The organism is Streptomyces violens (genome assembly GCF_000717745.1).
In the GTDB taxonomy this organism is placed as follows: Bacteria; Actinomycetota; Actinomycetes; order Streptomycetales; family Streptomycetaceae; genus Streptomyces; species Streptomyces violens.
Genome location: NZ_JOBH01000002.1, coordinates 209,259 through 235,796 on the forward strand (window position 1 = coordinate 209,259; position 26,538 = coordinate 235,796).

The window sequence follows — 26,538 nt, forward strand, 5'->3', positions numbered from 1 at the left end:
GGGTGCGGGGTAGTCAGGGCTTCCAGGGGCCGATGCGGTCCAGGCGGCGGAGTTGCTGGCGTGCGGTGGGTGCGTCCAGGCCCTGGCCGCGCTCGCTCAGGCGGTCCGCGACGGCGGTGCGGTGCTCGACGGGCTTGTGGTCGTCGTACTTGAACTTGGCCCGCACCTCGGTGACTTCGAGGCGCAGCCCGCGGATGCCGGGCAGCATCCGGCCGTACGGCGGCTGGTCGACGTCCATGGGGGCGTGGTCACCGTCGGGCTGGAAGTGGGCGAGCTGGCGGCGCAGCAGTTCCGCCTTGGCCTCCGGGTCGTCGATGATGTGGGCGCGGCAGGCGAACTGAACGGCCGCGTAGTAGCTGGTGGGCACGCCGTCGGTGGGCGGAACATCGGGCTTGGCGCGCCAGGGGCCGGGGATGAAGGCGTAATCGCCGATGACGGTGAAGGTGACGTGGGGGTCGTGCTCGATCGCCTTCCAGACCGGGTTGGGCCGGGCGAGGTGGATCAGCAGGTGGCTGCCGTCGGTGGTGAAGTGGGTGGGAACGACGGCGGGCGGGTGGCCGGGCAGGCCATTGACGCTGAGCTGCCCGAAGTCATGACCGTCGGCGATCCAGCTCTGCCATTCGGCATCGTCCAGGCTTGCGTCCCAGGGCTGGATGAACATGTGCTTCTCCTTGGCGGCGGTGCTGCGGTACGGCAGTGGCGCGGTACAGCAGTACAGGTGACGGCGACGAGGCTGACGGCGGCGGTTCAGGTCAGGGCGAGGAGGCTGACCGCAACCGCGGCGGTGCCCAGGCCGACGAGCTGGCTGCGATGGATACGTTCCGCGAGCACGCCGCGCGCGAGCAGTACGGTGCCGGCCGGGTACAGGGCGGTGATCACGGCGACGACGGTGAGGTCACCACTGCGGGCGGCGAGCAGGAACAGCAGGTTCGCGACCGAGTCCAGTACACCGGCAGTGGCCGAGATCGCGTACGCGGGCCGCTCGGAGCCCAGCCTGCGGTACATCACCCCCGCCGCGGCCAGGGTGACGGCCGAGGAGACCGCCCGGCCGACGATCAGCGGGCCGACCCCGCTGTCGGACGGCGCCTGGTGCAGAAAGACCAGCTGCAGGGCGATGGCGGCGCCCGCGCCGAAGGCCAGCAGCAGCGCCGTACGGGAGGGTCGCGCCGACCCGGCGCCGTGCCCCGCGCTGACCAGGACGACCGCGACGAGCGCGAGCGGCAGGCCGATCAGTCCGGCGAGGGCCAGGTGCTCGCCCTGCAGCAGTCCCACGGCGACGGGCAGCGCGGCGGACACCAGCGCGGTCACGGGCGACAGCACGTTCATCGGGCCGATCGCCAGCGTCTTGTACAGCAGGGCGAACGCGGTGGCCGAGGCGACACCGGAGGCGGCACCCCAGCCGAGGGTGGCGGCGCTGAACGAGGCGCCGAGGACCGGCCACAGCAGCAGTTCGACCGCGAGCGAGGCCGGCGCTGCGACCATCACGGTACGCAGCACATGCGCCTTGCGGGCGCCGAGGCCGCCGAGGAAGTCGGCGCAGCCATAGGCGAGGGAGCTGCCCAGGGCCAGCAGTAGAGCGATCACAGTTGCATCCCTTACTATCAATGGAACGACTGAACCGTACAACGGACCGACCGCAGGATGTCAACCAAACGACCGCGCGGTACATTCCAGTGGTTCACTGGCCCACTCATCCACTGGCGAAGATGGTGATCGGATGGCAGAGACCGAGGCAGCCCTGCGGACGCTCGCACACAACGTCCGGGCGGCCCGCACCCGCGCGGGCCTGTCGCTGGACGAACTGGGCCGGCGCGCCCAGGTCAGCAAGGGCGCCCTGGTAGCGCTGGAGAAGGCCCAGGGAAACCCGAACTTCGCCACGCTGGTGCGGCTGGCCGACACCCTCGGCGTCTCGGTTTCCGCGCTGATGGAGGGCCGGACGGAAGGACGCGTACGCGTCGCCTCCGCCGACGACCTGACCCCGCTGTGGACCGGCCCCGAGGGCGGCGAGGCCCGGCTCATGCTGACCACCTCGGGACCGGCCCCGGTCGAGGTCTGGCGCTGGAAGCTGGAGCCGGGCGAGGAGTACCCCAGCCACCCCCACCAGGCCGGCGTCGTGGAAACGGTCAGTGTCACCGCCGGCCGGATGACGCTGGTCGTCGACGGCGCCGAGCACCCGGTCGAAGCCGGCCAGACCGCCACCTTCGACGGCGACGCGGCCCACACCTACCGCGGCGCGGGCGACCGGACCTGCCACCTGATCATGACCGTCCACCTCCCGCCCGGCCCGGGCTCCCCGACCTGATCCGACTGCTTGCTTAGGTTGGACCACCGACCCCCTAGGCCCGAGGCACCGGAGAGCCCCCGTGAAGATCTACATCACCAGCGTCTTCGTCGATGACCAGGAAAAGGCGCTGCGCTTCTATACCGACATGCTGGGCTTCGTGAAGAAGCACGACATTCCGCTGGGCGAGGAGGCCCGGTGGCTGACCGTGGTCTCGCCGGAAGATCCCGAGGGGACCGAGCTGCTGCTCGAGCCCTCCGGCCACCCCGCGGTGCAGCCGTACAAGACGGCGCTCGTCCAGGACGGCATCCCGGCCACCTCCTTCGCCGTGGACGACGTACAGGCGGAGTTCGACCGGCTGCGCGAGCTCGGGGTGCGGTTCACCCAGGAGCCGCTGGACATGGGCACGGTCACCACCGCGGTCCTGGACGACACCTGCGGCAACCTGATCCAGATCGTGCACACGAACTAGGACACCCGGTCCGGGCCCCGGGCTACTCGGCCGGGGCCCGGACCTGACTCTCGAGCAGCGAACGCGCCGTCGCGTGGTCCGTGATGAGGACGTCGATGAGGCCGCCGCGGAGGGCGCCGCGGATCGCGTCACGCTTCCGGCGGCCGCCGGCGATGCCCACCGTCCGTGGTACGGCGCGGAGTTGGTCCGTGGTGATGCCCACGACCCGGTCGTCCAGCCGGGAGTTCATCGGCGTGCCGTGAGCGTCGTAGAAGTGCAGACACACGTCACCCACCGCGCCCTGCCGCTCCAGGGTCTTGAGCTCGTCGGGCGAGTAGGCGTTGCCACTCTGCGCGAGCGTACTGGAGGGCTCCACCTCGCCGATGCCCACGAGGGCGAGGGTGAGATGGTCCAGAAGCTCCAACGTCGAGGCGGTGAAGGGGTCTTCGCGCAGGGCTCGGGCGCTCTCGGCGGAGCCTGCGAGCCCCGGCGCGGTGAGGTACACCGCTTCGCCGCGTACGAGGTCGGCGAGGCGTCCCGTGAGACGTGAGGCATGGCCGGAGGCGGCAGGGTCGCCGACCCCGCCGACCGCCTGGACGATGCGGATGTCACGCAGGCCCGGCACCGGCTGCATGGCGTCGACCGTGGCCAGGAGCGTGGCGCTCCAGGAAGACAGACCGACCACGTCACCCGAGCGCAGGGTGGTTTCCAGGTAGTACGCGGCGGCCGAGCCGAGGTCGGCCATCAGGCTCTTCTCGTCCTCGGGATCGGTGTCCACGACGAGTGCGAGCTTCACGCCGTACTGCTGCTGCAGTGCGTCTTCCAGGTCGGGGTTGGTGCCGGGCGCGGGCGCGACGGTGATGCGCACGATGCCCTGCTGCTGGGCCTTCTTGAGCAGGCGCGAGACCTTCGCCTGGGACAGGTCGAGCCGGGCCGCGATCTCGGGCTGCCGGACGCCCTCCGTGTAGTACATGCGCGCTACACGGGTCATCACCCGCAGCTCTTCGCGAGAACTCATCGGCCTTCCTTTCCCACAGCGCCGCCCACCGGGCGCTGATCGACTACGGCAACGGTACGGGAGTCACCCCGCCACCCATCAGGGGGTTGACGGCCCGAGGGCGCAGGGTTTTACTGCTGCTGAATAGAAACTCTATCCTGAATAGGTATTCACATGCCACTCGTTGCAGTGCCCGGAGCGACCTCCCGGCTCCGGGCCACCCGGCAGGCGCTCCGCGCCGCCACCGCCGAGGACAGGGCTCGTTCGCTGCGCGACGCCGCCACGGCGATCCGCCGCCGGAACCTGGCGATGATCAGCCGGGCCGGGCAGGGCCACATCGGCGGTGACTTCTCCGCGACCGACGTCCTCGCCGTGCTGTACACGGCCGTGCTCGACCTCGACCCTGAGAACCCCGAGGCACCCGAGCGCGACCGCTACATCCAGAGCAAGGGCCACGCCTCCGGCGCTCTGTACGCCACGCTCGCGTACGCCGGCTTCTTCGCCGACGCCGAGCTGGACACGTACATGGAGCCGTTGTCCGCGCTCAACGGCCACCCCAACCGGCGCAAGATCCCCGGCGTGGAGACCAACACGGGCCCGCTCGGCCACGGCGTGCCCGTCGCGGTCGGCACCGCGCTCGCCGCCAAGCTCGACGGCTCGGCCCGCCGTACGGTCGTCCTCACCGGCGACGGCGAGCTGCAGGAGGGCAGCAACTGGGAGGCCGCCATGTCGGCCGCGCACCACAAGCTCGCGGGCCTCACCGTGATCGTCGACCGCAACCGCTTCCAGCAGGGCGCCGGCACCGAGGAGACCTCCGGCCTGGAGCCGCTGGCCGACAAGTGGGCCGCCTTCGGCTTCGCCGTCCAGCACGTGGACGGGCACGACCACGAGGCCCTCTACCAGGCACTGTCCGCCCATCCGGACGGTCCGGACGCGGACCGCCCGGTGTGTCTGATCGCCGACACCGTCAAGGGCAAGGGAGTGTCCTTCATCGAGAACCGCGCGGAGTGGCACCACAAGGTCCCCACCGCCGACCAGACCGCCGCCGCCCTCCAGGAGCTCGCACGATGACCACCGCCGCCCCCGCCCTGCACGACTGCCGCAAGGTCTTCGCGCAGACCCTCATCGAACTGGCCGAGCAGGACCCGCGCACCGTCGCCGTCTGCAACGACTCCGTCGGCTCCAGCAACCTCAAGGAGTTCGCCGGGCGCTTCCCCGACCGGCTGATCAACGTCGGCATCGCCGAGCAGACGATGGTCGGTGCCGGTGCGGGCCTGGCCAACGGCGGCCGCGTCCCCTACGTGTGCGCCGCCTCGCCCTTCCTCACCGGCCGCGCGCTGGAGCAGATCAAGGCGGATGTCGCCTACTCGCGTACGAATGTGAAGCTGTGCGCGATGAGCCCCGGCTTCGCGTACGGGCAGCTCGGCCCGACGCACCACAGCGTCGAGGACCTCGCCTGGCTGCGTACCCTCCCCGAGCTGACCGTGCTGGTGCCCGCCGACCCGGCGGAGACCCGGGAGGCGCTGCTGTGGGCGCACGAGTACGACGGGCCGGTCTTCCTCCGCATCGGCCGTACGGGCGTCCCGGACGTCACGCCGCATGTGCCCTTCCGGGTCGGCAAGGCCGCCACCCTCCGCGAGGGCACCGATCTGACCGTGATCGCCGCGGGCACCACCGTTCCGGCCGCGCTGGAGGCCGCGGACAAGCTGGCCGCGGCGGGTGTCAGCGCCCGCGTCCTGAACCTCTCGACCATCAAGCCCCTCGACGAGGACGCCGTGCTCGCGGCGGCCCGGGAGACCGGCCGCATCATCACCGTCGAGGAACACAATGTGCACGGCGGCCTCGGCAGCGCCGTCGCCGAGACGGTCGTCGCCCACCACCCCGTACCGATGCGGCTGCTCGGTGTCGCGGACGAGTTCACGCCCACCGGCAGCGCCGCGTTCCTCGCCGAGCACTTCGGCATCACCGCGGAGGGCGTACTGCACGCCGCGGACGAGCTGCTCGACGCGGCCACGCCCGCTTCGGCCGGTACCCCAGGAGCTGCGACCTCGTGAACAGCGCGCCCAAGCCCGCCTCCGCCGACTGCCTCATCGCCCTCGATCAGGGGACGAGCGGTACCAAGGCGCTGCTCGTCGACGCCGCCGGGCAGGTGATCGCCACCGCGTACCGTGCGCTGGACGAGCACCGTCCGCAGCCCGGGCACGTCGAGCAGGACCCGGCCGCCATCTGGAGCGGCGTACTGGGCGTGCTCGGCGAGCTGGCCGAGGCGCGCCCCGGGGCCCGGGTCGCGGGCCTCGCGCTGAGCGTGCAGCGGGAGGCCGTCATGGCCTGGGACCCGGCCACCGGCAAGCCGCTGAGCCGGCTGATCAGCTGGCAGGACCGGCGTACCGCGGACCGCTGCCGGACGCTGGCCGAGGGCCCCTTCGCCGCGCTGATCACCGAGCGCAGCGGGCTGCCCGTCGATCCGATGTTCTCCGCGACGAAGGCCGCGTGGCTGCTGGACGACCTGGATCCGGACCGGACCAGGGCCCGTGCCGGGCAGTTGCGCATCGGGACGCTGGACGCCTGGCTGCTGCGCTGCCTCACGCAGGGCACGGCCGGGCCTGACGGCGACGGCGATATGACCGAGGTGGGCTGTGCCTCCCGGACGCAGTTGCTCAGCCTGGACACCGGGGACTGGGACCCCGACCTGCTGGAGCTGTTCGGCGTACCGGTGCAGGCACTGCCGCGCGTGGTGCCCTCCACCGGGCCGCTCGGTCACACCCGTGGCCTGCCGATACTGCCCGACGGCGTACCGGTCGGCGCGGTGCTCGGCGACTCGCATGCCGCGCTCTTCGCGCAGAGCCAGGGGCGCCCCGGTGTGGTGAAGGCGACGTACGGCAGCGGCTCCTCGCTGATGGCGCTCTGCCCGCCCGGTACGCCGACGCCGGACGGTGTCAGCCGTACCCTCGCCTGGCAGCGGGCCGGGCGGGCCCCGGAGCAGGCGCTGGAGGCCAATATCGCCTCGGCCGGTACGGCGGTCCGCTGGGCGGCCCGACTGCTCGGCACCGACCCGGCCGGGATCGCCGAACTGGCCGCCGGGGGACGCGACGAGGACCTCTACCTCGTACCGGCCTTCCACGGTCTCGGCGCCCCCTACTGGGACCGCTCGGCACGGGCGCTGCTCATCGGAATCGGCGCCAACACGGGCCCCGCCGAGATCGCCCGCGCCGCCGTGGAATCGATCGCGTACCAAGTGGCGGACACCTTCTCGCGCTTCGGGACCGCGCTCGGCGGCTCGGTGGCCGAGCTGCGGACGGACGGCGGGCCCACCGCCAACGACCTGCTGATGTCCTTCCAGGCCGAGCTGATCGGCTGTCCCGTACGTCGTGCCGGGCGTCCCGAGATCTCCGCGCTGGGCGCCGCCCACCTCGCGGGGCTCGCCCTCGGGATGTGGGACGAAGCGGATCTCGCGTCCCTCGGGGCCGGGCCCGCCCTCTTCTCCCCCACCCAAGACGCGCCCTGGCGGGAAGCACGGCTGCGCGGCTGGCGGGACGCGGTGGCCCGCTCGCGCGGCCCCGTTCACTGATTTTTTCCATCAACACCCCCTCACAACAAGGAAGTTGGAGGACTCACTCATGACCGAACAGCGCTACGCGGGAAAGACGGTGGTCGTCACCGGCGCCGCCCGCGGCATCGGACGCGGTATCGCCGAGCGCTTCGCAGGCGAAGGCGCCCATGTCGTCCTCGCCGACCTGGACCCCGCGGTCCACGAAGCGGCCGACCACATCACCTCGGGCGGCGGCAGCGCGCTCGCCGTTCCCACCGACGTCACCGACCCGGACCGGGTCAACGCGTTGTACGAGACGGCCGAGTCGACCTTCGGCGGCGTCCATGTCTCCGTACAGAACGCCGGTGTCATCAGCATCCACCGGCTCGCCGATCTCACCGAGCGGGACTGGGACCGGGTGATGGCGGTCAACACCAAGGGCGTCTTCCTCTGCGCCCAGGCCGCCGCCGCGGCCATGCGCCGTCACGGAGTCCGTGGCCGGATCCTCAACGCGGCCTCCGGTCAGTCCCGGCAGGGCTTCGTCTACACCCCGCACTACGCGGCGTCCAAGTTCGGCGTCATGGGCATCACCCAGAGCCTGGCCAAGGAACTGGCACCCGAGGGCATCACCGTCAACGCGTACGCGCCCGGCATCGTCGGCAGCGACATGTGGGACTACAACGACCGCGCCTGGGGCGAACTGCTGGGCGACTACGGGCCCGGCGAGCTGATGAAGGAGTGGGTCGCGGGCATCCCGGCCGGCCGCGCCGGTACCCCCGACGACATCGCCAACGTGCTGCTCTTCCTCGCGAGCGACGCGGCCGAGTACGTCACCGGCCAGACGATCAACATCGACGGCGGCATGTTCATGAGCTGAGGCGCCCCTTGCGGCGCGCCTGTTGTACCTCTTCTCCCCCGTACGAAAGCGATCTCCCCATGAGCACCTTCACCCCCGACGCGTTCTCCCTCGAAGGCAAGCCCACCCTCGTGACCGGCGCCGGCAGCGGCATCGGCCGGGGTATCGCGCTCGGCTTCGCCGCCTGTGGCGCCGATGTCGCCTGCCTCGACCTCAACCTCGAGGCCGCGCAGGCCACCGCCGACGAGATCGCCGCCAAGGGCGGCCGCGCACTCGCCGTCAGCGCCGACACCACCGACGCCGAGGCGCTGGCCGCCGCGGTCGGGCAGGCCGTCGAGGCCCTCGGGCCGATCCGCGCGGCCGTCAACTCCGCGGGCATCGCCGGTGCCACCCCCGCCGAGGACATGGCCGCGGCCGACTTCCGCAAGGTCATCGACGTCAACCTGACCGGCGTCTTCCTCAGCGCCCAGGCCGAGGCCCGGGTGATGCTCGCGCACGGCGGCGGCTCCATCGTCAACATCGCCTCGATGTCCGGGACCATCGCCAACCGCGGCCTCACCCAGGCGCACTACAACTCCTCCAAGGCCGGCGTGGTGCATCTGACCAAGAGCCTGGCCACCGAGTGGGCCCGCCGCGGCGTCCGCGTCAACGCGATCAGCCCCGGCAACACCTACACCCCGATGAACACCCGCCCCGAGATCATCGAGCGGATGGAGCAGTACGCGGGCGACACCCCGCTCGGGCGCAATGCCGAGGTCACCGACCTGGTCGGACCGGCCGTCTTCCTCGCCTCGGACGCGGCGGCGTACTGCACCGGCGTCGACCTGATCGTCGACGGCGGCTACGTCTGCTGGTGACCGCCCGGCCCCCCACGCGCCTTCCCTCTCCCCCTCCCCCTTCACCGCTCTGTCCGCAAGGAGCGCGCATGTCCCACCACTGGACCACCCGCCTCGGCATACCCCGTCCCCTCCTGCTGGGCTACGCCGGCCTCCTGCTCTTCATGATCGGCGACGGGGTGGAATCCAACTACCTCTCGCCCTTCCTCACCGACCGCGGATTCACCGACGGCCAGGCGGCCTCGGTCATCACCGCGTACGGCGTCGCGGCCGCCATCGCCGCGTGGTTCTCCGGCACTCTCTCGGCCCTCTGGGGCCCCAAGCGCGTCATGTGGCTGGGTGCCGGCATCTGGACCGTCTTCCAGATCGTCTTTCTCGCCGCCGCGTTGCCCACCGACAACTACACCGTTGTCATGCTGAGTTACGCGATCCGCGGCCTCGGTTACCCGCTCTTCGCCTTCAGCTTCCTCATCTGGGTCATCGCCGTCGCGCCGGTCAAGCGCGTCGGTACGGCCATCGGCTGGTTCTGGTTCGGCTTCACCGGCGGCCTGCCCACCTTCGGCTCGCTCGTCGCCAGCGGTTCGATCCCGCTGGTCGGCGAGTACGGCACTCTGTGGGTGGCACTGGTCATCGTCGTCGCCGGCTCCCTGGTCGCCTGTCTCGGCCTGAAGGAACCCACCGGCAGCCGGCCCATGGTCGAGAACGCCACCTTCAAGGGCCAGATGATCGGCGGCATCGACATCCTGTGGCGCAGCCCCAAGGTCGCGCTCGCGGGCATCGTCCGCATCATCAACACCGCACCGCAGTACGGCTTCTTCGTCTTCCTCCCGATCTTCTTCACCAAGACCATCGGGCTGACGCTGCAGCAGTACCTGCTCATGGTCACGCTGATGTTCGCGGCCAATCTGCCCGCGGGCCTGATCTTCGGCGCGCTGGGCGACCGGATCGGCTGGCGGCGTACGGTGACGTGGTTCGGCTGCGTCGGCTGCGCGATCGCCACCCTCGCGATCTACTACGGGCCGATGGCGTTCAAGGACAACTTCTGGGTCGCCACGGTGTGCGCCATGTTCTGGGGCTTCATCCTCTCCGGCTTCACCCCGATCCCCGCCCTGCTGCTGTCCATGGGCCGCCCCGAGGACCGCGGCAGCGCCTTCGCGGTCTACAGCCTCGGCGCCGGCCTCGCCGCCTTCGTCGGCCCCGCGCTGGTCGCCGTCTTCCGCCCACTGGTCGGTGTACACGGCCTGGTCTGGGTCTTCACCCTCCTCTACCTGGCCGCCGCGCTGATGTCCCACTTCCTGAAGAGCCCGTCCGACCCCCAGTACCGCGAGGACAGGACGGCCACCCCCACGACGGAAAACCGACAGCCCATAGCCGGCTGATCCCCCGCTTCGCGGGCTTGGTTACCGTCCCTTCATGACGAGCCAGCCACTGGGCGACCACCACGACACGGCCGTGGTGGTCGCCCACGAGATCTACGGGGTCAATGACCACATCGCCGGCGTTGCCAAGTTGCTTCACCGATACCGATGCGATGTCTTCACCCCCAGTTTTCTGCCGTCGGGCGTTGTGTATTCCCGGGACGACGAGCCCCGGGCCTACCGGGAGTTCATGCGGGCCCCTGGCGTGCTGAACATGAGCGACACGCTCGTGCAGTTCACCGAGGGCCTGCGTGGGCGTTATCGCAGAGTGCTCTGCATCGGCTTCAGCGTCGGAGCCACCAGCGCCTGGCTCGCTTCCAGTACAGGCGCGGTGGACGGAGCAGTGTGTTTCTACGGGTCTCGTATCCGTGACCACCTGGATGCCCAGCCGGCCGCCCCGTGCCTCGTGGTCTTCGCCGAGCAGGAGACCGGCTTCTCGGCCCCCGCGGTTGCCGAACGCCTGGCAGGCCGAAGGAATGTGGTGACAGAGGTCTACCCGTGCAGCCACGGCTTCTGCGACCCCGGCAGTCCCCACTACTCCGCCGAGCACGGTCACCAGGCGTGGCACTCGGCTACCCGGTTCCTCGGACTGTCCCGGTGACAACGGGAGCTCTCCGGCCGGTGCGCGTTCAGCACCCGGAATCCGCGGTGCCGGCGAGGAGGGCTGCGGGGGTCAAGGCAAGGATGACGGGGAGCGCGAGTACGAGGGCCGTGACGGCCAGGCTCAGGGCCGGGGCCAGTGCCTTCGCCTGCGACGGTGTTGCCCTGATGAGCCGGCGGATGCGTTCGGCCGGGTCGGTACCTGTCATCGCGGGCAGCCCGGACACCGTGACAGTGGGACCTGCGGCACACATCTCCAGCAACGCCGAGGCCACCGCGCGCCGGCCGTGCTGCTGCGCCGCCCGGTCGTCCGCGGCCATCTCCGCCAGGCGGCGCACCTGTTGTGCGTATCCACGCGAGAGCCCACTCCAGCCGAAGGCCGAGGTCAGGACGTCAGCGGCGAGGAACGCACGGTGATGGCGGTACTTCAGGTGGGCCCGCTCGTGTTCGAGGGCGGCGGCGAGTTCGCTGTCGGACAGCATGTCCAGGGCCGTCGTGGTCACGACGATGCGTGAGTTGTTCCGTGTTCCGGGGATGCAGAACACCGCCGGGGCCGTGTGCCGCAGCACGCGCACATCTGGATCGTGGATCCGGTCGTGCTCTCCCAAGGCGTCGGCGGTGAGCAGGTGCCGGTTCCGCTCCCGGCGAAGCCGCAGCAGGCTGCGCAAGGTCAGACCGATGAGTGTCATGGCACCGAGAAACAGCACGGCCAGCGCGGCTCGGGGAATGTCCGCCACCAGCCAGGAACCGCCGTAAGCCTCGTGCACCAGCGGCTCGTCGGCGCGGAAGAGCCACACCATGGCGTGTTCCCACAGGTCGTGCGCGACCAGGAGGAGGAAGCCCACGACCGAGGCGAGCAGGCTCAACGCGCAGGCGTGCCAGCTGCGCAGGGCGGCTTGCGGGAAACGGGTGACCCAGCGCGCACGGGTCAGCAGACGAGCGACCGGCCCGCCGAGAAGTACCGCGTACGCGAACAAGGCTGCGATGACTAACACAGTGGGCCCTCAGTGGTCGGCGGTATAGGGGTCGGTGTCGGGTTCGGCGCGCATGGCGTCCAGTGCCTTGCGCAGGGCAACCGCCTCGTCGGCGTCGAGACGGCCGGCGAAGTGCAGCAGCGCGTTCGCTCGGTCGGTGGAGGAGGCCAGGGCCTGTTCCATGAGTTCGGCCGTGTAGTCGTCCGCCGAGCGCAGCGCACTGTAGCGGTAGGACCTGCCGTGCTTGTTCCGCTCCAACCAGCCCTTGGCGCGCAGGCGTTCGGTGACCGTCATCACCGTGGTGTAGGCCAGCGGACGCGCCTCGTTGAGGACATCGGTGAGACGCTGGATGCTGAGGGGTTCCTCGCTCGCCCACAGCACACGCATGATGTCCGATTCCAGTTCACCGAATGGTCTCACCGCTCCGACCTGCCCTTCTCTCTCATCGCCGCGCGAGCCGCCTGCGGTGACGGCGCCGGGCGCAGCGCTGCGGCAGCGTGAACTTCTACGCCGCGTAGTAGCTTAGAGGGGTGGACGTCGACCTACCTGCCTCGGCGGCTTCGAATTCAGCGCCGCCCACCGCTGACAACCGCGACCTGTACCCACTGCCGGTCAGGCCGCAAGGGCCGCCGTTCGCGAATTCGACGCACCGTTCCCACCCCCCTGTCGCCCTCATCGTCGACGTCACCACCCCGGCCGCACAACGCGGTCGGCTCGCAGGTAAGCACGGCAGAGGAGCAATGCCGCACGCCTGCGGCGTACACCTCGTACGTCGCGGCAACTCCTCATCGGCGGGGCGAGTCCGACCGCCCCGCCCTTCCCATCCCCGTGACGGGAGCAGGCCATGACACCCCGCGCGGCCCAGCAGCCGCTCACGGCCCCCCTGCCATCGATTGCCCGCAGCAGAAGGCAGGCCACCATGCAGTCACTCATCGAAAACGCCCGCGCCTTCCCGTCGAGCATCGCGGAGCGCCGCGACGACCTCGCCGCACTCGCCGACGGCCAGCGCCCCCAGGCCCTCTTCATCGCCTGCTCGGACTCACGCGTCGTACCGTCACTGATCACCGGCGCCCGTCCGGGCGAGATCCTGGAACTACGCACGGCCGGCAACATCGTCCCGCGCCACAGGTCCGAAGCCGACTGCGGCATCGGCGCCACCCTGGAATTCGCGGTCATCGCGTTGCAGGTGCCCAACATCGTCGTCTGCGGACACTCGTGCTGCGACGCGGTGCAGGGCATGGTGACCGACAAGCAGATCCCGGGAATGGCACTGTTCAACCGCTGGCTGCAGCGCGCGGAGTACCACTCCCAGTCCGCCGCCCCACGCAAGGGCGCCGCGACCCAACGCCACTTGGAGACACAGCTCAAGCATCTGCGCTCCTACCCGTGCGTCGCGCGTCGCCTCCGCGAGCGCCGACTGCGCCTGCACGGCTGGTTCTACGAGATCACCTCGGGCGAGGTCTTCACCTACGAGGCCCGGGAGCGTATGTTCCGGCCGCTGTGACCGGCCCTCGCTGAGACCGAACGGGCCGGAGCCACCCGCCCGTTCAGCCGTGCGTCGCCTCGCCGCTGACCCGGTGGTCCGCGTGGCTCAGAGCCTCCAGGACGAGACGGCGCAAATGCCCGTCGCTCAGCCGGTAGTAGATGTGCCGGCCCGCACGCCGTGTCTCCACCAGCCCGGCGAGGCGCAGTTTCGCCAGGTGCTGACTGACCGCGGTCCGCGATGCCTCGGTGCGCTCGGTGAGCGAGCCGACGTCGGACTCCTCCTGCGCCAGCAACCACAGCAGATGCAGCCGTGTCGCGTCCGCGAGCAGTGCGAACACCCCTGTCGCCTCGGCCAGCCGGGCACTGTCGGGGGCCTGCAGATGCGCATGTGGTGCAGATGGCACTGCATCGCGTTCGGACATGCAGACAGCGTAAGCGCGGCACCGGACGTGCGATCCTCCGGCCGTCAGGAATGTCGCGAATAATAGGTGCGCAGGTGCGCACTTATTCGTACAGTGGAGAGCGCCAGCTCGACCGTTCCGGCCAAGGGACAGCCGCATGCTCTCCGTACTGCGCGACCGCACGTACCGGCACCTCTTCACGGCACAGGTCATCGCTCTGGTCGGCACCGGGCTGGCCACCGTGGCGCTGAGCCTGCTCGCCTACGACATCGCGGGCGCGGCAGCCGGTTCGGTGCTCGGTACCGCTCTGGCGATCAAGATGGTCGCGTACGTGGCGATCGCCCCGGCCATCGGCGCGATCGCCGACCGGCTCCCGCGCCGCGCCCTCCTGGCCGGCAGCGACCTGATACGCGTCGCCGTCGCGCTCACCCTGCCCTTCGTCGACCAGGTCTGGCAGGTCTACGCCCTGGTCTTCGTACTGCAGGCCGCCTCCGCCGCCTTCACCCCCACCTTCCAGGCCGTCATCCCCGACGTCCTCCCCGCCGAACGCGACTACACCCGGGCGCTCTCCCTCTCCCGGCTCGCCTACGACCTGGAGAGCCTGTTCAGCCCGGCGCTCGCGGCCGCGCTGCTCTCGCTGATCACCTACAACTGGCTGTTCGCCGGCACCACCGTCGGCTTCCTCGCGTCGGCCGCCCTGGTGGTCTCGGCCGTACTGCCCAAACCGGCCACCGCGACGGACACCGACAGCGCCCGCGGCAAAGCAACGGCGGGCGCCCGCGGCAAGGCCACCGCGGGTGCCCGGCTCTTCTTCGCCACCCCGCGGCTGCGTGCGCTGCTCGCCCTCAACCTGGCCGTCGCCGCCGCGAGCGCGGTCGTCACCGTCAACAGCGTCGTGTACGTCCGTGACCACCTCGGCCGGTCCGCCGACGATGTGCCACTCGCCCTCGGCGCATACGGCGCCGGCTCCATGGCCGTCGCACTGCTCCTCCCCCGAGTACTCGACCGCATATCCGACCGCGCGGTGATGCTGAGCGGCGCCCTGCTGCTCACCGTCGTCTTCACCGGCCTCGGCGGCATCACCGCGGCCGACGCCGGCGACTGGCGGTGGCCCGCCCTCCTCGCGGCCTGGGCCGCGTTCGGCGCCGCCTGCTCGATGGTGCTCACGCCCACCGGACGGCTGATCCGCCGCTCCGCACCGGCCACGGGACGCACCTCCGCATTCGCGGCCCAATTCTCGCTCTCCCACGCCTGCTGGCTGCTGACCTATCCGCTCGCCGGATGGCTCGGCGCCGCGGCCGGCCTTCAGGCGGCCGTCCTCGCGCTCGGTACGACAGCACTCGCGGCCGGGCTCCTGGCACTGCGGCTGTGGCCGTCGCACGATCCGGACCGGATCCCTCACCTGCACACTGGCCCATTCCGTTCCCCACCGGCACGCCGGGCCGAAACACCCGTGCTCAGGGGGATCTCAACAGAAGTCACCGGTCCCCCTCGACACAAATAGAGTGCCGAGGCATGCCGCATCCAGTCGAAACCCGGCGGATCATTTCTTGTTTCAACTGAAACGGTCACGTTGGAGCAATGGCCTACAAGACCTCGCCGGCCGGTGGCATCGCCACCGCGCCGGCTCAACCGTCCCCGCAAGCCACTGCTCCGACCACCCGCAGGCTGGTCGGTGTCGACCTGGCCCGCGGACTCGCGGTGCTGGGCATGTTCACCGTCCATGCCGGCCCTGAACCATCGGCCACCGGGCCTCTGGCTCCGCTGGTGGAGGCCACGTACGGCCGTTCGTCCGCGCTCTTCGCCCTGCTCGCCGGCTTCACACTGGTCCTCATGACCGGCCGCCCGACACCCCGGACGGGACGACCAGGACGACAGGCGGCGGCAAGGGTCCTGATCCGCGCCGCCGTACTCTTCGTCTTCGGCATGGCCCTGGTCGCACTCGACTCGCAGGTCGATGTGATCCTCGCCTACTACGCGCTGCTCTTCGTCTTCGTTCTGCCCCTGTACCGGTGGCGTGCCGCGTCCTTGGCAGTTGCGGCCGCCGCCACCGCCCTGGTGTTGCCCCAGGTCCTGTACCTCATCAAGCTCGCCATCGATGGCGGCAGTTGGTCCGACACCGTGATCGCCGCCGATCCGCTGGCCAGGCTGACCGACTCGGACGGCGTCCTCGACCTGATGTTCACCGGCCCCTACCCGGTCCTGACCTGGATACCGTTCCTGCTGGCGGGAATGGCGGTGGCCAAGCTCGACCTCTCCCGCGCCGCGGTACGCACCCGACTGGCCCTGACCGGCGTCGGCCTCGCGGTCCTCGGTTACGGAGGCTCCTGGCTGGCCCTGCACCTGGTCCCGGGCGCCTACGCGGCCGTCGCCGCGAACACGGACGGCGATTCCCCGTCGTCGGCCTGGTGGTCCGAGACAGTCGGCGAACCCACCGACAACTTCCGCGAGTGGCTGCTGGTCGCCGCGCCGCACAGCCAGACCACGCCGTCGATCGTGGGGGCCACCGGCGTTGCCCTGGCCGTACTGGCCGGCTGCCTCGTCGCCGTCGACCGACTGCCGCGGTTCCGCCGCCTGGCCACACCGGTCACCGCGGTCGGCATGGTGTCCCTGTCCGCGTACGTCCTGCACATCGTGGTCATCCGGGCCGTGTGGAAGGAGGACCTGCCGGGCTCCTGGACAGAGCTCTTCCTGTTCTTCGCGGTCACGATGCTGCTGGCAGTCGTATGGACCCGACTGTTCCGCCGCGGGCCGCTGGAATACCTGCTGCACATCGCGACCAAACCGGCACGCATCGTCCGGTGAGCGGCGTTCACCGGCAGCAGCCCGGTCGGGCGGTACTTACGCCTGGCCGATGCCCTCGAACCAGGTCGGTGCTTCCTCCGTGGCCTGCTTGATCCGGCTGACGGCGAAGTCCTCCATCGGGGGCAGCGCGTCCAGCTCGAACCAGCCGACCTCCAGCGACTCGTCGTCGTTCACGCGCGCCTCGCCGCCGGTGGCGCGGCAGAGGAAGCAGATGTCCATGAACTGCGCGACGCTACCATCAGCAGACGCTGACTGATTCAACAAACGTTCAGGTCAACGGCTTGGGCTCGCTCTCCCCGAGCAACCCCAAGCCGGACCGTGCTGACTTCGTGCTGACTTCCGCACACGTCGGTCACCGAGTCGATTGCTGCACCGTTGCCCGGCACGACGCCCGCTGTCCTCCCCGACTCGGAGCACGACGACTCAGCTCAGCGAACGCCGCCACGGTCCGCCCATGCCGTTTGGTACAGCCGTGATTTTTCCCTGCATTGCAGCTCGCACGCCATCACCACACGAAAGCAAGAGACCATGCACGAGCCGCGAATCGGCCAGCAGCTCCGCTTCTCCCCAGCCGAGGTACGTGACTGGATGCATAGCCACTGCCGGGAAGCGTAATGAGGCGCTGAGCACGAGTGTCGGCGACGCCTGAATCGTGACCCGCTTCCGACGCTTGGGTTACCAGGTGGATTCGCGTGATCGTCAGAACGTTGCAAGCTTATGGTGCCAGAGTAGCGGCGAATGCCTGGGCCAGATCTGCCGACTCAGTGTTTTGCGGGGTCGGTTGTTCAGTCGGTGCTCGATGGCACGGAGCTCGTCAGCGGTGTAAAAACTTCGTGCGCTTGGGTAGGTCCTGGCGGCGACAAGGCCGTCGGTGTGCTCGTTCGTGCCCCGCTGCCAGGGACTGCCCGGGCGGGCGCAGAAGATGCCGTCGGCGAAGCAGGGCGCGAGTTCGTGGTGGCGGGCCATCTCGGAGCCTTCGTCCCAGGTGAGACTCTGACGGGCGTGCTCCGCGACGCGCGTGGCCTGCCGTGGCGGCCGGCCCGGCCGTGAGGGCAGGGTCGAGGCCGGGTGCCTGCGTGGCCGGCGCTGGTGCGGACGCGGATGAGGGGCACCGACGGTAGCCCCCCTGGTCAGCGCCTGTGCCACCAGGCGAGGACTCCGTTTCCCGCAGCTAGGCGTCAATTTCCCCGCGGCCCAGGTCAACGGACTGATCGACAGGCATGACGGCGGCACAAGAGAATGTCGGGGACGAGCCAGGCCTACGGGCCGCCGCGAGCCTTTCGCACGAGGCTGCACCTCCTCGCCCCACTCGGCCACCGCCTCGTCGTCCCGCTCCATGACGCTTCGGGCCAGGGCCTGGCAGGACCAGCCGCTGCGCACCAGCAGCTTGCGCACGTCCTGAATCACATAGGTCAGGTGGACGCGCCGACTCATCACCGTCCTCAGACGGCTCAGAGTCCATCACTGGTCTTCGCCGGCGCTGCGACCGCAGAGCCCGCGAACCGCTCAGCCGCCTTGAGCCATAACTCATCGCGGAACTACTGCCGTTCAACGGTCAACCCGCCCCTTGTGGATACCGCATGCCCCGGTGAAACCGCACGCGCGAAGGTATTGGCAGCCCGGATGAGATCAAAATGTTCCTGCCCAGCGCCCAGAAATATCGAGGACGTTCGGTTCAATCGTCGCAGCCGGCAGATTCCCACCGTCGCTGAGCAGCGCGACAGCGGCTGCGTATCCTTCAGGGGCTTTCACCGGGGCGAGAGACCATCCCGGTGTCAGCCCGGGTGAAGCATACGGAAGCCCCAACCCTGCCTGGACGTTGTCCAGCTCGACAGCCAGGCCGACCCCCAGCCCCTTGAGGTAGGCCTCCTTACGCACCCATCCGTTCAAGACCGCCAGATTTCTTTCCCCACGAGGAAGATGCTCCACCACTGAACGCTCTACGGGATGGAACTGAGGGAGGAGTTCATCCCAATGAATGAGCCGGGCATCTTCAACATCCACACCGACTGGCTGACACGCAAGCGAAATCAGGACGACGTCTCCCGCGTGCGACAACGAGAAATGGATCGACGGAGAAGACATCACCATCGGGCGGCCATGAGCACCACCACACAGAGGACACGGCTCTCTCTTGAAGGTGAGTTCCGCAGGACTTGCATCCAGAAACTCCCCCAGCAGATACCTCAGCCCGATATGCGCAACCAGGTAACTGGAACGGTCCTGCGCCCTTTTGAAAGACTGAGCCTTTTGGCGCTCCTCGTGGTCCAGCATTGCGTAATGAGCTTCTGCTGCTGCGCCCGCGCCAGCCGAGACCGGCAATATCCACAACCCCAGCAGATCCGGCAGGACCATCCCGTCACGAACGGCAAGGTTCATTCCGGAAAGGCTGTCCGAACCAGCAAGCGAGGAATCCGGCCGGTCTCCCCTCATACCGCACATGTCGCGGAATGAGCATACCGCACGCTTTTGTTCGATATTGCAGGCTCGGGCGACACCTTTTCGCCAATGTCCTGCAGCATCGTCAGCTGCTCACGAACTTCGGCCAGGGCGACAACATCGAGATCAGCGATAGCGATCTCGGGCACTCGGTTACCTGCCTCTACCAGCGGACGTCCGTCCGGACCGTAGACAGCGCTTCGGCCGCAGAAATTCCATGGCCCCTGCTGTCCTACAAAATTCGCGAAGAGAACGTACATAGTGTTCTCGAGGGCGCGTGCCGGGAAATAGACCGACCGACGGTGGTCGGACTCCCCCTGAACGAAAGCGCCACCGCACAAGTAGGCATCCGCCCCCGCAAGCGCAGCCGCACGAACGTGCTCCGGGAAGCTTGCGTCGTAGCAGATCCCTACTGCCAGACGCCATCCATCCACGGTTACCGTGCAGGTTCCTGCGCCGGGAGAAAAGATTTCCCGCTCGTGGACCTCGAGGTGCTGCTTGTGACCGACCGCGGCGGTCTCGCCCTGGCTGTCGATGACCAGGGCAGATATGGCCGAGCGCTTCCCGTGGGCAGTGGGCGCCCCCACGATCGCTGTCACGCCGGAGTCCCGAGAAGCATCACGGATGGCATCCAGCTCAGTCCCGTACGGATCGACCGCCTTTTCCGGCAGAGACGCTCGAAGCCACCCCGGCTCATACCCGGTGAGCGAAAGCTCTGGAAAGAGCAACACCCGCACCCCACGCTCGCCCGCTTCTCTCACGACACGCGCAGCTTCGGCGACATTGTGGGTGACTTCGCCAGGCATGGCCTGCGTCTGCGCGACGGCCACCCTCAAAGGTGCTCGGTGCTGGAGCGGATCAGTTTTCATGCTTGGACCTTTCATTGCCGCGGAGCGGTAGCCGGCGTATCAGGTCAGCCGAGAAGCCAACGACTCAGGAAGAAAACGACGATGCCGATCGCCGTGACCAGCAGGAATTTCTTCGAAACCAGGCCTGCGACGAAGGTGGCCACGCCACCGATCAGGTAGGGGTTCGATACCGTAATCTCAAGCCCTTCACCTGAAGGAGCAAGAATAGCAGGGAAGACCAGCGCGGCGAGAACTGCGGGCGGCGTGTAATTGAGCAGCGTCTTCACCACTGGGTGCATCTCGCGATTGGCGAAGATGGCAAGGGGCACGTAACGCGGCAGAAAACTGCAGAGCCCCATGCCAAGAATCAACAGCGTCATGGTCACCGCGAGTTCTCCTTGTTCTCGACGTGATCGCTCTCCACATGGCCCGAGTCCGATACATCGTCGGTGGCCGCTGTATCGACTGTGCCGCTCTTCATCGCATATTCGCACGCAGTGCCCACGCCGGCGCCAACCACAGTGGCGACCACGATTCCGAGGTTGTAGGGCAGGCTGTGTGTCAGCATCACAGTCAGGCCCGCCGAGCAGATAGCGGCCGCCACGCGCCAGTTCGCGAGCCCCGTCGCGAGCATCGCGACGAACATGGCTGTCATGGGGAAGTCCAGACCGAGCTTCTCCAGGTCCGGCACGGCCGAGCCGAGAACCATGCCCACCACGGTGGACAGCATCCAGGTGATGTACATCACGCCAGAAGCTCCGAGGAAATACAGGTGCTTGCCGCGGGTGAGTTCCCCCTTCTTCAGCCGCTCGATGGCCACGAAGAAGACCGCGTCGATCAGTCCGAAGCCGAGCAGCATCCGCCAACGCTGCGGCACATCCTTGACGTGCGGGGTGAGGATGGTCGAGTAGATCAGCATCCTGAGGCCCAGAATGAGCGTGGTCAGGATGATCGTGAGCCAGCCCGCGCCGTTCGCGATCAGCGCGAAGCCGACGAACTGGGCGGTCCCCGAGTTCACGGCCATGGCCAGGCCCAGGGTCGACCAGGCGGAGAGCCCGCTGGACAGGCCCAGGACGCCACCGGCGATCCCCATGGGGACGGCCGATGCGAGGAAGGGCGCCATGCTCTTCGCCCCGGCGAGCAGCTGTTGGCGCGGAGTCGAAGGCTCCGTGGATTGCGGTATGTCTGCGGTACTCATCTCAGTGCACTTCGTTCGTCGGTGTTCATTGCGCGAGGCCGGCCCCGCCCTTCCCGGAGGCGGTCGTGGCCGGGCGGCATGCCGCCCGGCCACGACCGCCCCGGCCCTACCTCGGACCGTCAGCGGCCTCGCGCCACCGGCCGAGCACCAGCTCGGCGACGGCTTCCGGAGCGGTGCGGCAGAAGTAGTGCCCGCCCGTACCGACTTCCGCGAGCCGTGGTCCTTCGGTGAAGAGCGACCACTGCCCGTACCGCTCGGCGTGCTCCGGAGTCAGGGGGTCGTCCGTCGTGTAGGTGGCGGTCAGCGGGGTGCTGAGCTTCTCCTTGACACCGTCCTTGGCCGCCGCGAGCAGATAGCCGTTGGCGGAGCTGGAGTCGTGCCGGAAGACTCCGGCGATGAACGCCACCTGCTCGGGGCGGAGCACATCGAGCCCGGAGAACCCGGTCTCGTCGACCAGCCACCGCACGATGTCCTCGTCCGTCATCGCTGCCACCTGGTCCAGCCCGCGCTGGGTGACCTCGGCGCTGTGCAGTAGCTTGCCACCAGTGAAGAGGTGCACCGCAGGTGCGTCTTCCGCCTCCAAGAGGCGTGCGGTCTCCAGGGCAAGAGCCGAACCGACGCAGTGCCCCCAGAGCATCACCGGCCGCCCGTCGAGGTCGTGCCGGATCTCGTCGACCACGCGGCGTGCCGCGTCCTCCACCGACAGGAAGGGCTCATTCGGCCGGCCGGCGTCATGTCCCGGAAGTTCCACACCGTAGACGGCGATGCCGCTGCCCAGCCCGTCGAGTGCCTGAGCCAACGGTTCGAAGTTGATGGCATTGCCGCCCGCGTACGAGAAGCACACCAGGACGCACCCGGCGCTGCCCGGGTCGGCCGAAAGAGCGTGCAGCAGTCTCTGCTCCGCCTTCTTCTCCGCGGCGTCCTCATCCTGGCGGGCCTGGGCCACGGCGCAGAGCGGTTCGAGCGTCGAATTGCGCATCAGGTCGGTCAGCGACACAAGGCCGTCCAGCTCCATGATCACGCGCATGGCCATCAGGGAACTGCCGCCGAGCACGAAGAAGTTGTCGTCGAGGCTGACCTCCTCCAGCGGTACACCGAGCACCTTGGACCATGCCTCGGCAATGCGCACCTCCACGTCAGTGGTGGGGCGACGGTCCGTGGCCTTGCTGGCCGCCTCGCCGGACTCCTGCTCCGCGGCGTGGCCGAACACCACGCGCTTGCGCTCCTCCAGTCGGCCGAGTACCTCGATGCCATGGAGCGTGCGACGACCGTACAGGCCGGTCTTCACCGTCTCCGACCGTGCGTCCTCGGCCACGAGAACGATCTCGCCGAGTGTGGCGAAAGGCGCTCGCAGGCCGTGTTCGTCGACGACCCGTGCCCCGAAACGCCGTGCCGGGTCCGGCACGAGCTCCTGGAGCCGGGCGGGCAGGGCCTCCGTCCGCTCCGCCTCGGCGAGTGCTGTGAGCTCTTCCTCGGGCAGCAGCACAGCGAGATGGTGCTCGGCGGTGGGGTCGGCGGTCATCTGGTCGAACGCGGCGATGTAGTAGGCGCCGATCCGTTCCATCTGCCACGGCTCGAAGAGGTGAGCGTGGTAGTGCAGGCACAGCCGCACCTCGTCGGTGACGAAGTGCCGGGAGTATTCGGCGCGGAGCACGAACTCCGTCTCGGAGTTGGCCCGTACGTCGAGGATCGAGAAGCCGTCGATCGCTTCGAGCTGCTTCAGCAGATAGAAGTGCGTGAAGTTGAACGCCGTCTCGAACAGCGGTTCCTGGGTGCCCAGATCGTGCTTCATCTGCGCCATCGGATAACGCCGCGCGGGAAGCAGATCGATCTCGGACCGGTAGACCTGGCGCACGAGGTCGGCCCAGGAGCCCTCGTCCATCCGTGCCCGGAACGGCACCGTGTTCAGGAAGAGGCCGATCGCGCGCGTGGCGTCCTCCGCTTCGGGACGACCGCTGTGCTCATAGCCCGTCATGACGTCGCGGTCACCCGCGATCAGGGAAAGGACCTTGGTGTGCGCGGCCATCGCGACGTTCTTTACCGGAACGGACAGCTTGTTGGCCAGCTCCACGATGCGGTCGGAGAGCCCGCGGGGGAACTCCACCTCGTGGAAGAGTACGGGGAAGACCTCCGGGTCCTCCGACTCCTTCGTCCGGGGCAGCTCGGTGAACGTACTGCCGTCGAGCATCTCGGCCCAGTAGGCGTGGTGCTCCTCGTTCTCCAGGGACTGCCGCTCCAGCTCGACGTAGTTGCGCCCGTGATTGTCCACAAGAGCGTCCGGCAGCGCCCGCCCCTCCAGAAGCCGGTAGTAGGTGTCGAACAGCGTGGTGTGCACCAGCGTGATGCTCCAGCCGTCGAGAGCCGAGTTGTGCTGGCTGAGCGAGTACCGGAACAGTTCGTCGCTCAGGATGTGGACATGCAGCCGGACGAGACCGGGCTGGGTCCAGACGAACTGGTCCGCCTTCTCCTCCTCGGCCCAGTTGCGGTACCAGGCGTCCTGCTCATCGGCCGACATGCCGCGCAGATCGGCGATGGCCAGCGGCAGCGGCGCGTCCTCATGAACGAACTGCAGGTACTCGCTGTAGCCGGTGAGGTGGTAGCTCGTTCGAAAGATGGGGTTTCGCTCGACCACGATCCGGGCCGCCCGCTCGAAGGTCTCAGTGTCGAGAGAGCTGTGGATCATGTAGCTGATGATGTCGTGGTACTCAGCCGTGCCATGTGACAACTCGCTCTGGAAGACCAGACCCGCCTGGAGCTGGGTCATCGGATATGCGTCTTCGATGCCAGCGGGGATCTTGGCCCGGTCCTCGGGAGCGAGAAGCTCGAAAGGCTCCAGCTTGCGTACCGCCGCGCCGCCCGCGTGCGCCTCCTCGGCCAGGCTTGCGGCCAGCTCGGCGACCGTGGGGTTCTGGAAGAACTGCTGGAAGGTGAAGTCGAGGTTGGCCTTCCGCGCCTTGGCCAGCACCGTGACGAAGTGGATCGAGTTGCCGCCCAGGGCGAAGAAGTTCTCGTGTACGCCGATCCGGTCATAGCCGAGCACCTCGCCCCAGATCCGGGCCAGGTCCGCTTCCTGCGGTGTCCGGGGGGCGACGTACGCGACGTCATCGCGCGCCGGCTGCTCGGGCTCGGGCAGTGCCCGCCGGTCCAGCTTGCCGTTCGGCGTGAGCGGAAAGGCCGACAGGGTGACCAGCCGGGCCGGGACCATGTATTCGGGGAGCACGCGGCCCAGGTGGCTCTTGAGGTCCGCCTCGGCGATCTCCTCCGAGGACAGGACGTAGCCACACAGGGAGGTCTGTCCGTCGCCCGCCTTGCGGGCGACGACAACGGCGTCCTTCACGCCGGGGTGCTGGCGCAGCCGCTCCTCGATCTCCCCCAGTTCGATGCGATAGCCGCGCACCTTGACCTGGTGGTCGATGCGGCCCAGGTACTCGATTGTGCCGTCGGGCAGCCATCGGGCGAGGTCACCTGTGCGATAGACACGCTCTTCACCCGCGTGCGGAGCGGCAACGAACCGCTCCGCGGTGAGTTCGGGGCGGTGCAGATAGCCGCGGGCCAGTTGCACACCGGCGATGCACAGCTCGCCGGGAACGCCGACCGGCTGCGGGCGCAGGTCCGCGTCAAGCATCATGATGCGCGTGTTGTCGATCGGTCGCCCGATCGGCACCCGGGTCTCGTCGCCGCCACAGGCATAGTGCGTGATGTCCACGGCCGCCTCGGTGGGACCGTACAGATTCACCAGCCGGGCATCTGCCACAACCTCGGTGAAGCGCCGAGTGTGGAGCGGAGTCAGTGCCTCGCCGCTGGCGAACACCTGCCGCAGGGAGGAGAGTCGCCCTTGCTCTCCCGCTCCGGACACATAGTCCAGGAACGCGCCGAGCATGGACGGCACGAAGTGCATCGTGGTGACACCGTGCCGCTCGATCGCGGCGGCCAGGGCCTCCGGGTTCCGCTCCGCCCCCGGCGCGGGCAGGCACACGGACGCACCTTCGAGCATCCACCAGAACAGTTCCCACACGGAGACGTCGAAGGAGGTGGGTGTCTTCTGCATGAGGACGTCGGCAGAGGTGATCGGGTACGCCTTCTGCATCCATGTGATGCGGTTGACGGCCGAACGGTGCTCGATCTGTACGCCCTTGGGGTTACCGGTCGACCCCGAGGTGTAGATGACGTAGGCCAGGTCCCGAGCGGTGCCCTCGACAACCGGAGTCCTCGTATCGGCCGCGTAGCTCGCCTCGTCGGACAGATCCACGACCGCCATGTCGCCGGTCACGAGCCCGGCGTGGCGTGGCTGGGTGAGAACGAGGCGGGCCGCGCTGTCTTCCAGGATGTACGCGATGCGGTCGCGCGGGTTCGACGGGTCCACCGGCAGATACGCGCCGCCCGCCTTCAGTACGCCATAGATGGCGACGAGCATCTCGGGGGAGCGGTCCGCGAGCACCGCCACCAGGTCGTCACGTCCGACGCCGTGCGCCCGGAGCGTGTGCGCGAGGCGATTTGCCCGGCTGTCCAGCTCGGCGTAGGTGAGGCGGAAATCGTCACCCACTACGGCGAGGGCATCCGGGCGAGCGGCCACCTGCCGGCTGAACAGTTCGTCCAGCCGCACGGAGTCCTCGAAGGCCGCCTCGGTGGCGTTGGCGTCGGCGATCAGCTTGCGATCGGCATCCGAGTGCAGATCGAGTGCGGCCAGGGGCACGTCGGGCTCATGGACCGCGTGTCCCAGCAGAACGGCACAGTGGGCGAGGAGCCGCTCTGCGGTTTCGGCACTCTGCTCGTCCGCCCGGTACCGCAGTTCAAGTGCCAGACCGTCCTGCTGCCGCACGAACGCGAAGGCCAGCGCGAAGGCCTGTCGTTCTTCGGCCGGCGCGTCGGCGCGCACGGAGTCGACCAGGACCTTGGCGAAGGGGTGCTCCCCCTCCGGTGCGAAGGCGCCCAGCTCTTCCGCAAGGATCTCAAGGGGGAAGTCCTGGTGCTCCAGCGCGGCGAGCAGCCGCGACTTGACCTCACCGAGGAGCCCCCGAAGCGCGGTGTCGCGCGTGAACGGCAGCCTCAGCACCAACGTGTCCGCGAGCGGCTCGGCCGCGCCCGGCTTACGGATCGAGGGGGTGGCGAGGACAGACTCCTCCCCGCTGGTATAGCGCTGGAGAAGAGCGCCGACGACGGCGAGCAGCACGGAGTGCAGAGCGGCGTCCTGGCCTCGCGTCAGTTTCTCGAGGCGCTCTGCCAGGGCAGGGCCCAGAACGATCGAGGCAACCCCGCGGGCACTTCGGCCGCCCGAAGTCGCGTTCAGGTCGGACGGGAATCCGGTGCGCTCGGGCAGGGCCGCCAGTTCGGTTCGCCAGAACGCGCCCTCCCGCGGTCGCTGCGCCGCAGCGACCTTGAGCTGGCCTCGGGTCTCGATGGATTGCATCGTGCCTTCCAGG

General features: G+C 68.9%; 24 protein-coding genes and 1 pseudogene. 12 read left to right on the plus strand and 13 right to left on the minus strand.

Features of this window, described 5'->3' with window-relative positions; genetic code table 11:
- Nucleotides 1-13: 13 nt before the first annotated feature.
- Together IF04_RS0104235 and IF04_RS0104240 are read right to left on the minus strand one after the other, a co-directional pair.
- On the minus strand, nt 14-661 hold the full coding sequence (locus IF04_RS0104235; RefSeq protein WP_030251056.1) for an FMN-binding negative transcriptional regulator: 648 nt from the start codon (nt 659-661) through the stop codon (nt 14-16).
- 86 nt (nt 662-747) lie between these two features.
- Nucleotides 748-1,584 carry a DMT family transporter gene (locus IF04_RS0104240; RefSeq protein ID WP_030251059.1) on the minus strand — a complete coding sequence of 279 codons (837 nt, stop codon included), beginning with the start codon at nt 1,582-1,584 and terminating at the stop codon, nt 748-750.
- A gap of 133 nt (nt 1,585-1,717) precedes the next feature.
- Here IF04_RS0104240 and IF04_RS0104245 point away from each other — a divergent pair, with 133 nt between their 5' ends.
- Nucleotides 1,718-2,302: a helix-turn-helix domain-containing protein gene (locus IF04_RS0104245; protein WP_030251062.1), complete on the plus strand. Its 585-nt coding sequence runs from the start codon at nt 1,718-1,720 to the stop codon at nt 2,300-2,302.
- 61 nt (nt 2,303-2,363) lie between these two features.
- Nucleotides 2,364-2,753: a VOC family protein gene (locus tag IF04_RS0104250; RefSeq protein WP_030251064.1), complete on the plus strand. Its 390-nt coding sequence runs from the start codon at nt 2,364-2,366 to the stop codon at nt 2,751-2,753.
- Nucleotides 2,754-2,775: 22 nt separating this feature from the next.
- Here IF04_RS0104250 and IF04_RS0104255 read toward each other — a convergent pair whose 3' ends face one another.
- Nucleotides 2,776-3,750, minus strand: a complete 975-nt coding sequence (locus IF04_RS0104255) for a sugar-binding transcriptional regulator (protein WP_030251066.1) — start codon at nt 3,748-3,750, stop codon at nt 2,776-2,778.
- Between the two features lie 153 nt (nt 3,751-3,903).
- Here IF04_RS0104255 and IF04_RS0104260 point away from each other — a divergent pair, with 153 nt between their 5' ends.
- The 7 genes from IF04_RS0104260 to IF04_RS35490 all read left to right on the plus strand — a co-directional run bounded on the left by IF04_RS0104260 (nt 3,904) and on the right by IF04_RS35490 (nt 10,969).
- On the plus strand, nt 3,904-4,800 hold the full coding sequence (locus tag IF04_RS0104260) for a transketolase (protein WP_030251069.1): 897 nt from the start codon (nt 3,904-3,906) through the stop codon (nt 4,798-4,800).
- The gene (locus tag IF04_RS0104265) at nt 4,797-5,783 is read left to right on the plus strand and encodes a transketolase family protein (protein ID WP_030251072.1); all 987 of its coding nucleotides are present in this window, start codon (nt 4,797-4,799) and stop codon (nt 5,781-5,783) included. Before IF04_RS0104260 ends, IF04_RS0104265 begins: the two co-directional genes overlap by 4 nt.
- Nucleotides 5,780-7,297, plus strand: a complete 1,518-nt coding sequence (locus IF04_RS0104270; protein ID WP_051830672.1) for an FGGY family carbohydrate kinase — start codon at nt 5,780-5,782, stop codon at nt 7,295-7,297. The genes IF04_RS0104265 and IF04_RS0104270 overlap by 4 nt, the downstream gene beginning before the upstream one ends.
- A gap of 49 nt (nt 7,298-7,346) precedes the next feature.
- On the plus strand, nt 7,347-8,135 hold the full coding sequence (locus IF04_RS0104275; RefSeq protein WP_030251078.1) for a glucose 1-dehydrogenase: 789 nt from the start codon (nt 7,347-7,349) through the stop codon (nt 8,133-8,135).
- Between the two features lie 59 nt (nt 8,136-8,194).
- Complete coding sequence (locus IF04_RS0104280) at nt 8,195-8,971, plus strand: SDR family oxidoreductase (RefSeq protein WP_030251080.1); 777 nt, start codon at nt 8,195-8,197, stop codon at nt 8,969-8,971.
- Between the two features lie 68 nt (nt 8,972-9,039).
- A complete protein-coding gene (locus IF04_RS0104285) occupies nt 9,040-10,329 on the plus strand; it encodes an MFS transporter (protein ID WP_037958261.1) in 1,290 nt (429 codons plus the stop codon).
- Between the two features lie 34 nt (nt 10,330-10,363).
- A complete protein-coding gene (locus IF04_RS35490) occupies nt 10,364-10,969 on the plus strand; it encodes a dienelactone hydrolase family protein (protein WP_051830674.1) in 606 nt (201 codons plus the stop codon).
- Nucleotides 10,970-10,997: 28 nt separating this feature from the next.
- On the opposite strand, the gene IF04_RS0104295 is transcribed toward IF04_RS35490, so the two are convergent.
- Nucleotides 10,998-11,963 carry a M56 family metallopeptidase gene (locus tag IF04_RS0104295; RefSeq protein ID WP_157847602.1) on the minus strand — a complete coding sequence of 322 codons (966 nt, stop codon included), beginning with the start codon at nt 11,961-11,963 and terminating at the stop codon, nt 10,998-11,000.
- A 9-nt stretch (nt 11,964-11,972) separates the two neighbouring features.
- Nucleotides 11,973-12,362, minus strand: a complete 390-nt coding sequence (locus IF04_RS0104300; RefSeq protein ID WP_030251091.1) for a BlaI/MecI/CopY family transcriptional regulator — start codon at nt 12,360-12,362, stop codon at nt 11,973-11,975.
- Between the two features lie 499 nt (nt 12,363-12,861).
- Here IF04_RS0104300 and IF04_RS0104305 point away from each other — a divergent pair, with 499 nt between their 5' ends.
- On the plus strand, nt 12,862-13,446 hold the full coding sequence (locus IF04_RS0104305) for a carbonic anhydrase (protein WP_030251094.1): 585 nt from the start codon (nt 12,862-12,864) through the stop codon (nt 13,444-13,446).
- A 43-nt stretch (nt 13,447-13,489) separates the two neighbouring features.
- Here IF04_RS0104305 and IF04_RS0104310 read toward each other — a convergent pair whose 3' ends face one another.
- On the minus strand, nt 13,490-13,849 hold the full coding sequence (locus IF04_RS0104310; protein ID WP_030251097.1) for an ArsR/SmtB family transcription factor: 360 nt from the start codon (nt 13,847-13,849) through the stop codon (nt 13,490-13,492).
- Nucleotides 13,850-13,985: 136 nt separating this feature from the next.
- On the opposite strand from IF04_RS0104310, the gene IF04_RS0104315 reads away from it, so the two are divergent.
- Together IF04_RS0104315 and IF04_RS0104320 are read left to right on the plus strand one after the other, a co-directional pair.
- The gene (locus tag IF04_RS0104315) at nt 13,986-15,332 is read left to right on the plus strand and encodes an MFS transporter (RefSeq protein WP_030251099.1); all 1,347 of its coding nucleotides are present in this window, start codon (nt 13,986-13,988) and stop codon (nt 15,330-15,332) included.
- 77 nt (nt 15,333-15,409) lie between these two features.
- A complete protein-coding gene (locus tag IF04_RS0104320) occupies nt 15,410-16,633 on the plus strand; it encodes a DUF418 domain-containing protein (protein WP_030251102.1) in 1,224 nt (407 codons plus the stop codon).
- Nucleotides 16,634-16,669: 36 nt separating this feature from the next.
- On the opposite strand, the pseudogene IF04_RS0104325 reads toward IF04_RS0104320, so the two are convergent.
- The 7 genes and pseudogenes from IF04_RS0104325 to IF04_RS36460 all read right to left on the minus strand — a co-directional run.
- A pseudogene (locus tag IF04_RS0104325) lies at nt 16,670-16,873 on the minus strand (NUDIX hydrolase); the annotation flags it as partial.
- 459 nt (nt 16,874-17,332) lie between these two features.
- Entirely contained in the window at nt 17,333-18,067 is a 735-nt protein-coding gene (locus IF04_RS40315) for a winged helix-turn-helix domain-containing protein (protein ID WP_106975535.1), read from the minus strand.
- Between the two features lie 195 nt (nt 18,068-18,262).
- Complete coding sequence (locus tag IF04_RS37090; RefSeq protein WP_157847603.1) at nt 18,263-19,012, minus strand: 4'-phosphopantetheinyl transferase family protein; 750 nt, start codon at nt 19,010-19,012, stop codon at nt 18,263-18,265.
- Nucleotides 19,013-19,062: 50 nt separating this feature from the next.
- The gene (locus IF04_RS37095) at nt 19,063-19,941 is read right to left on the minus strand and encodes a carbon-nitrogen hydrolase family protein (RefSeq protein WP_157847604.1); all 879 of its coding nucleotides are present in this window, start codon (nt 19,939-19,941) and stop codon (nt 19,063-19,065) included.
- 44 nt (nt 19,942-19,985) lie between these two features.
- On the minus strand, nt 19,986-20,300 hold the full coding sequence (locus IF04_RS0104330; protein ID WP_245654299.1) for an AzlD domain-containing protein: 315 nt from the start codon (nt 20,298-20,300) through the stop codon (nt 19,986-19,988).
- Between the two features lie 2 nt (nt 20,301-20,302).
- Nucleotides 20,303-21,118, minus strand: a complete 816-nt coding sequence (locus IF04_RS0104335) for an AzlC family ABC transporter permease (RefSeq protein WP_078599829.1) — start codon at nt 21,116-21,118, stop codon at nt 20,303-20,305.
- Nucleotides 21,119-21,224: 106 nt separating this feature from the next.
- Complete coding sequence (locus tag IF04_RS36460; protein ID WP_051830678.1) at nt 21,225-26,525, minus strand: non-ribosomal peptide synthetase; 5,301 nt, start codon at nt 26,523-26,525, stop codon at nt 21,225-21,227.
- Between the last annotated feature and the right edge of the window lie 13 nt (nt 26,526-26,538).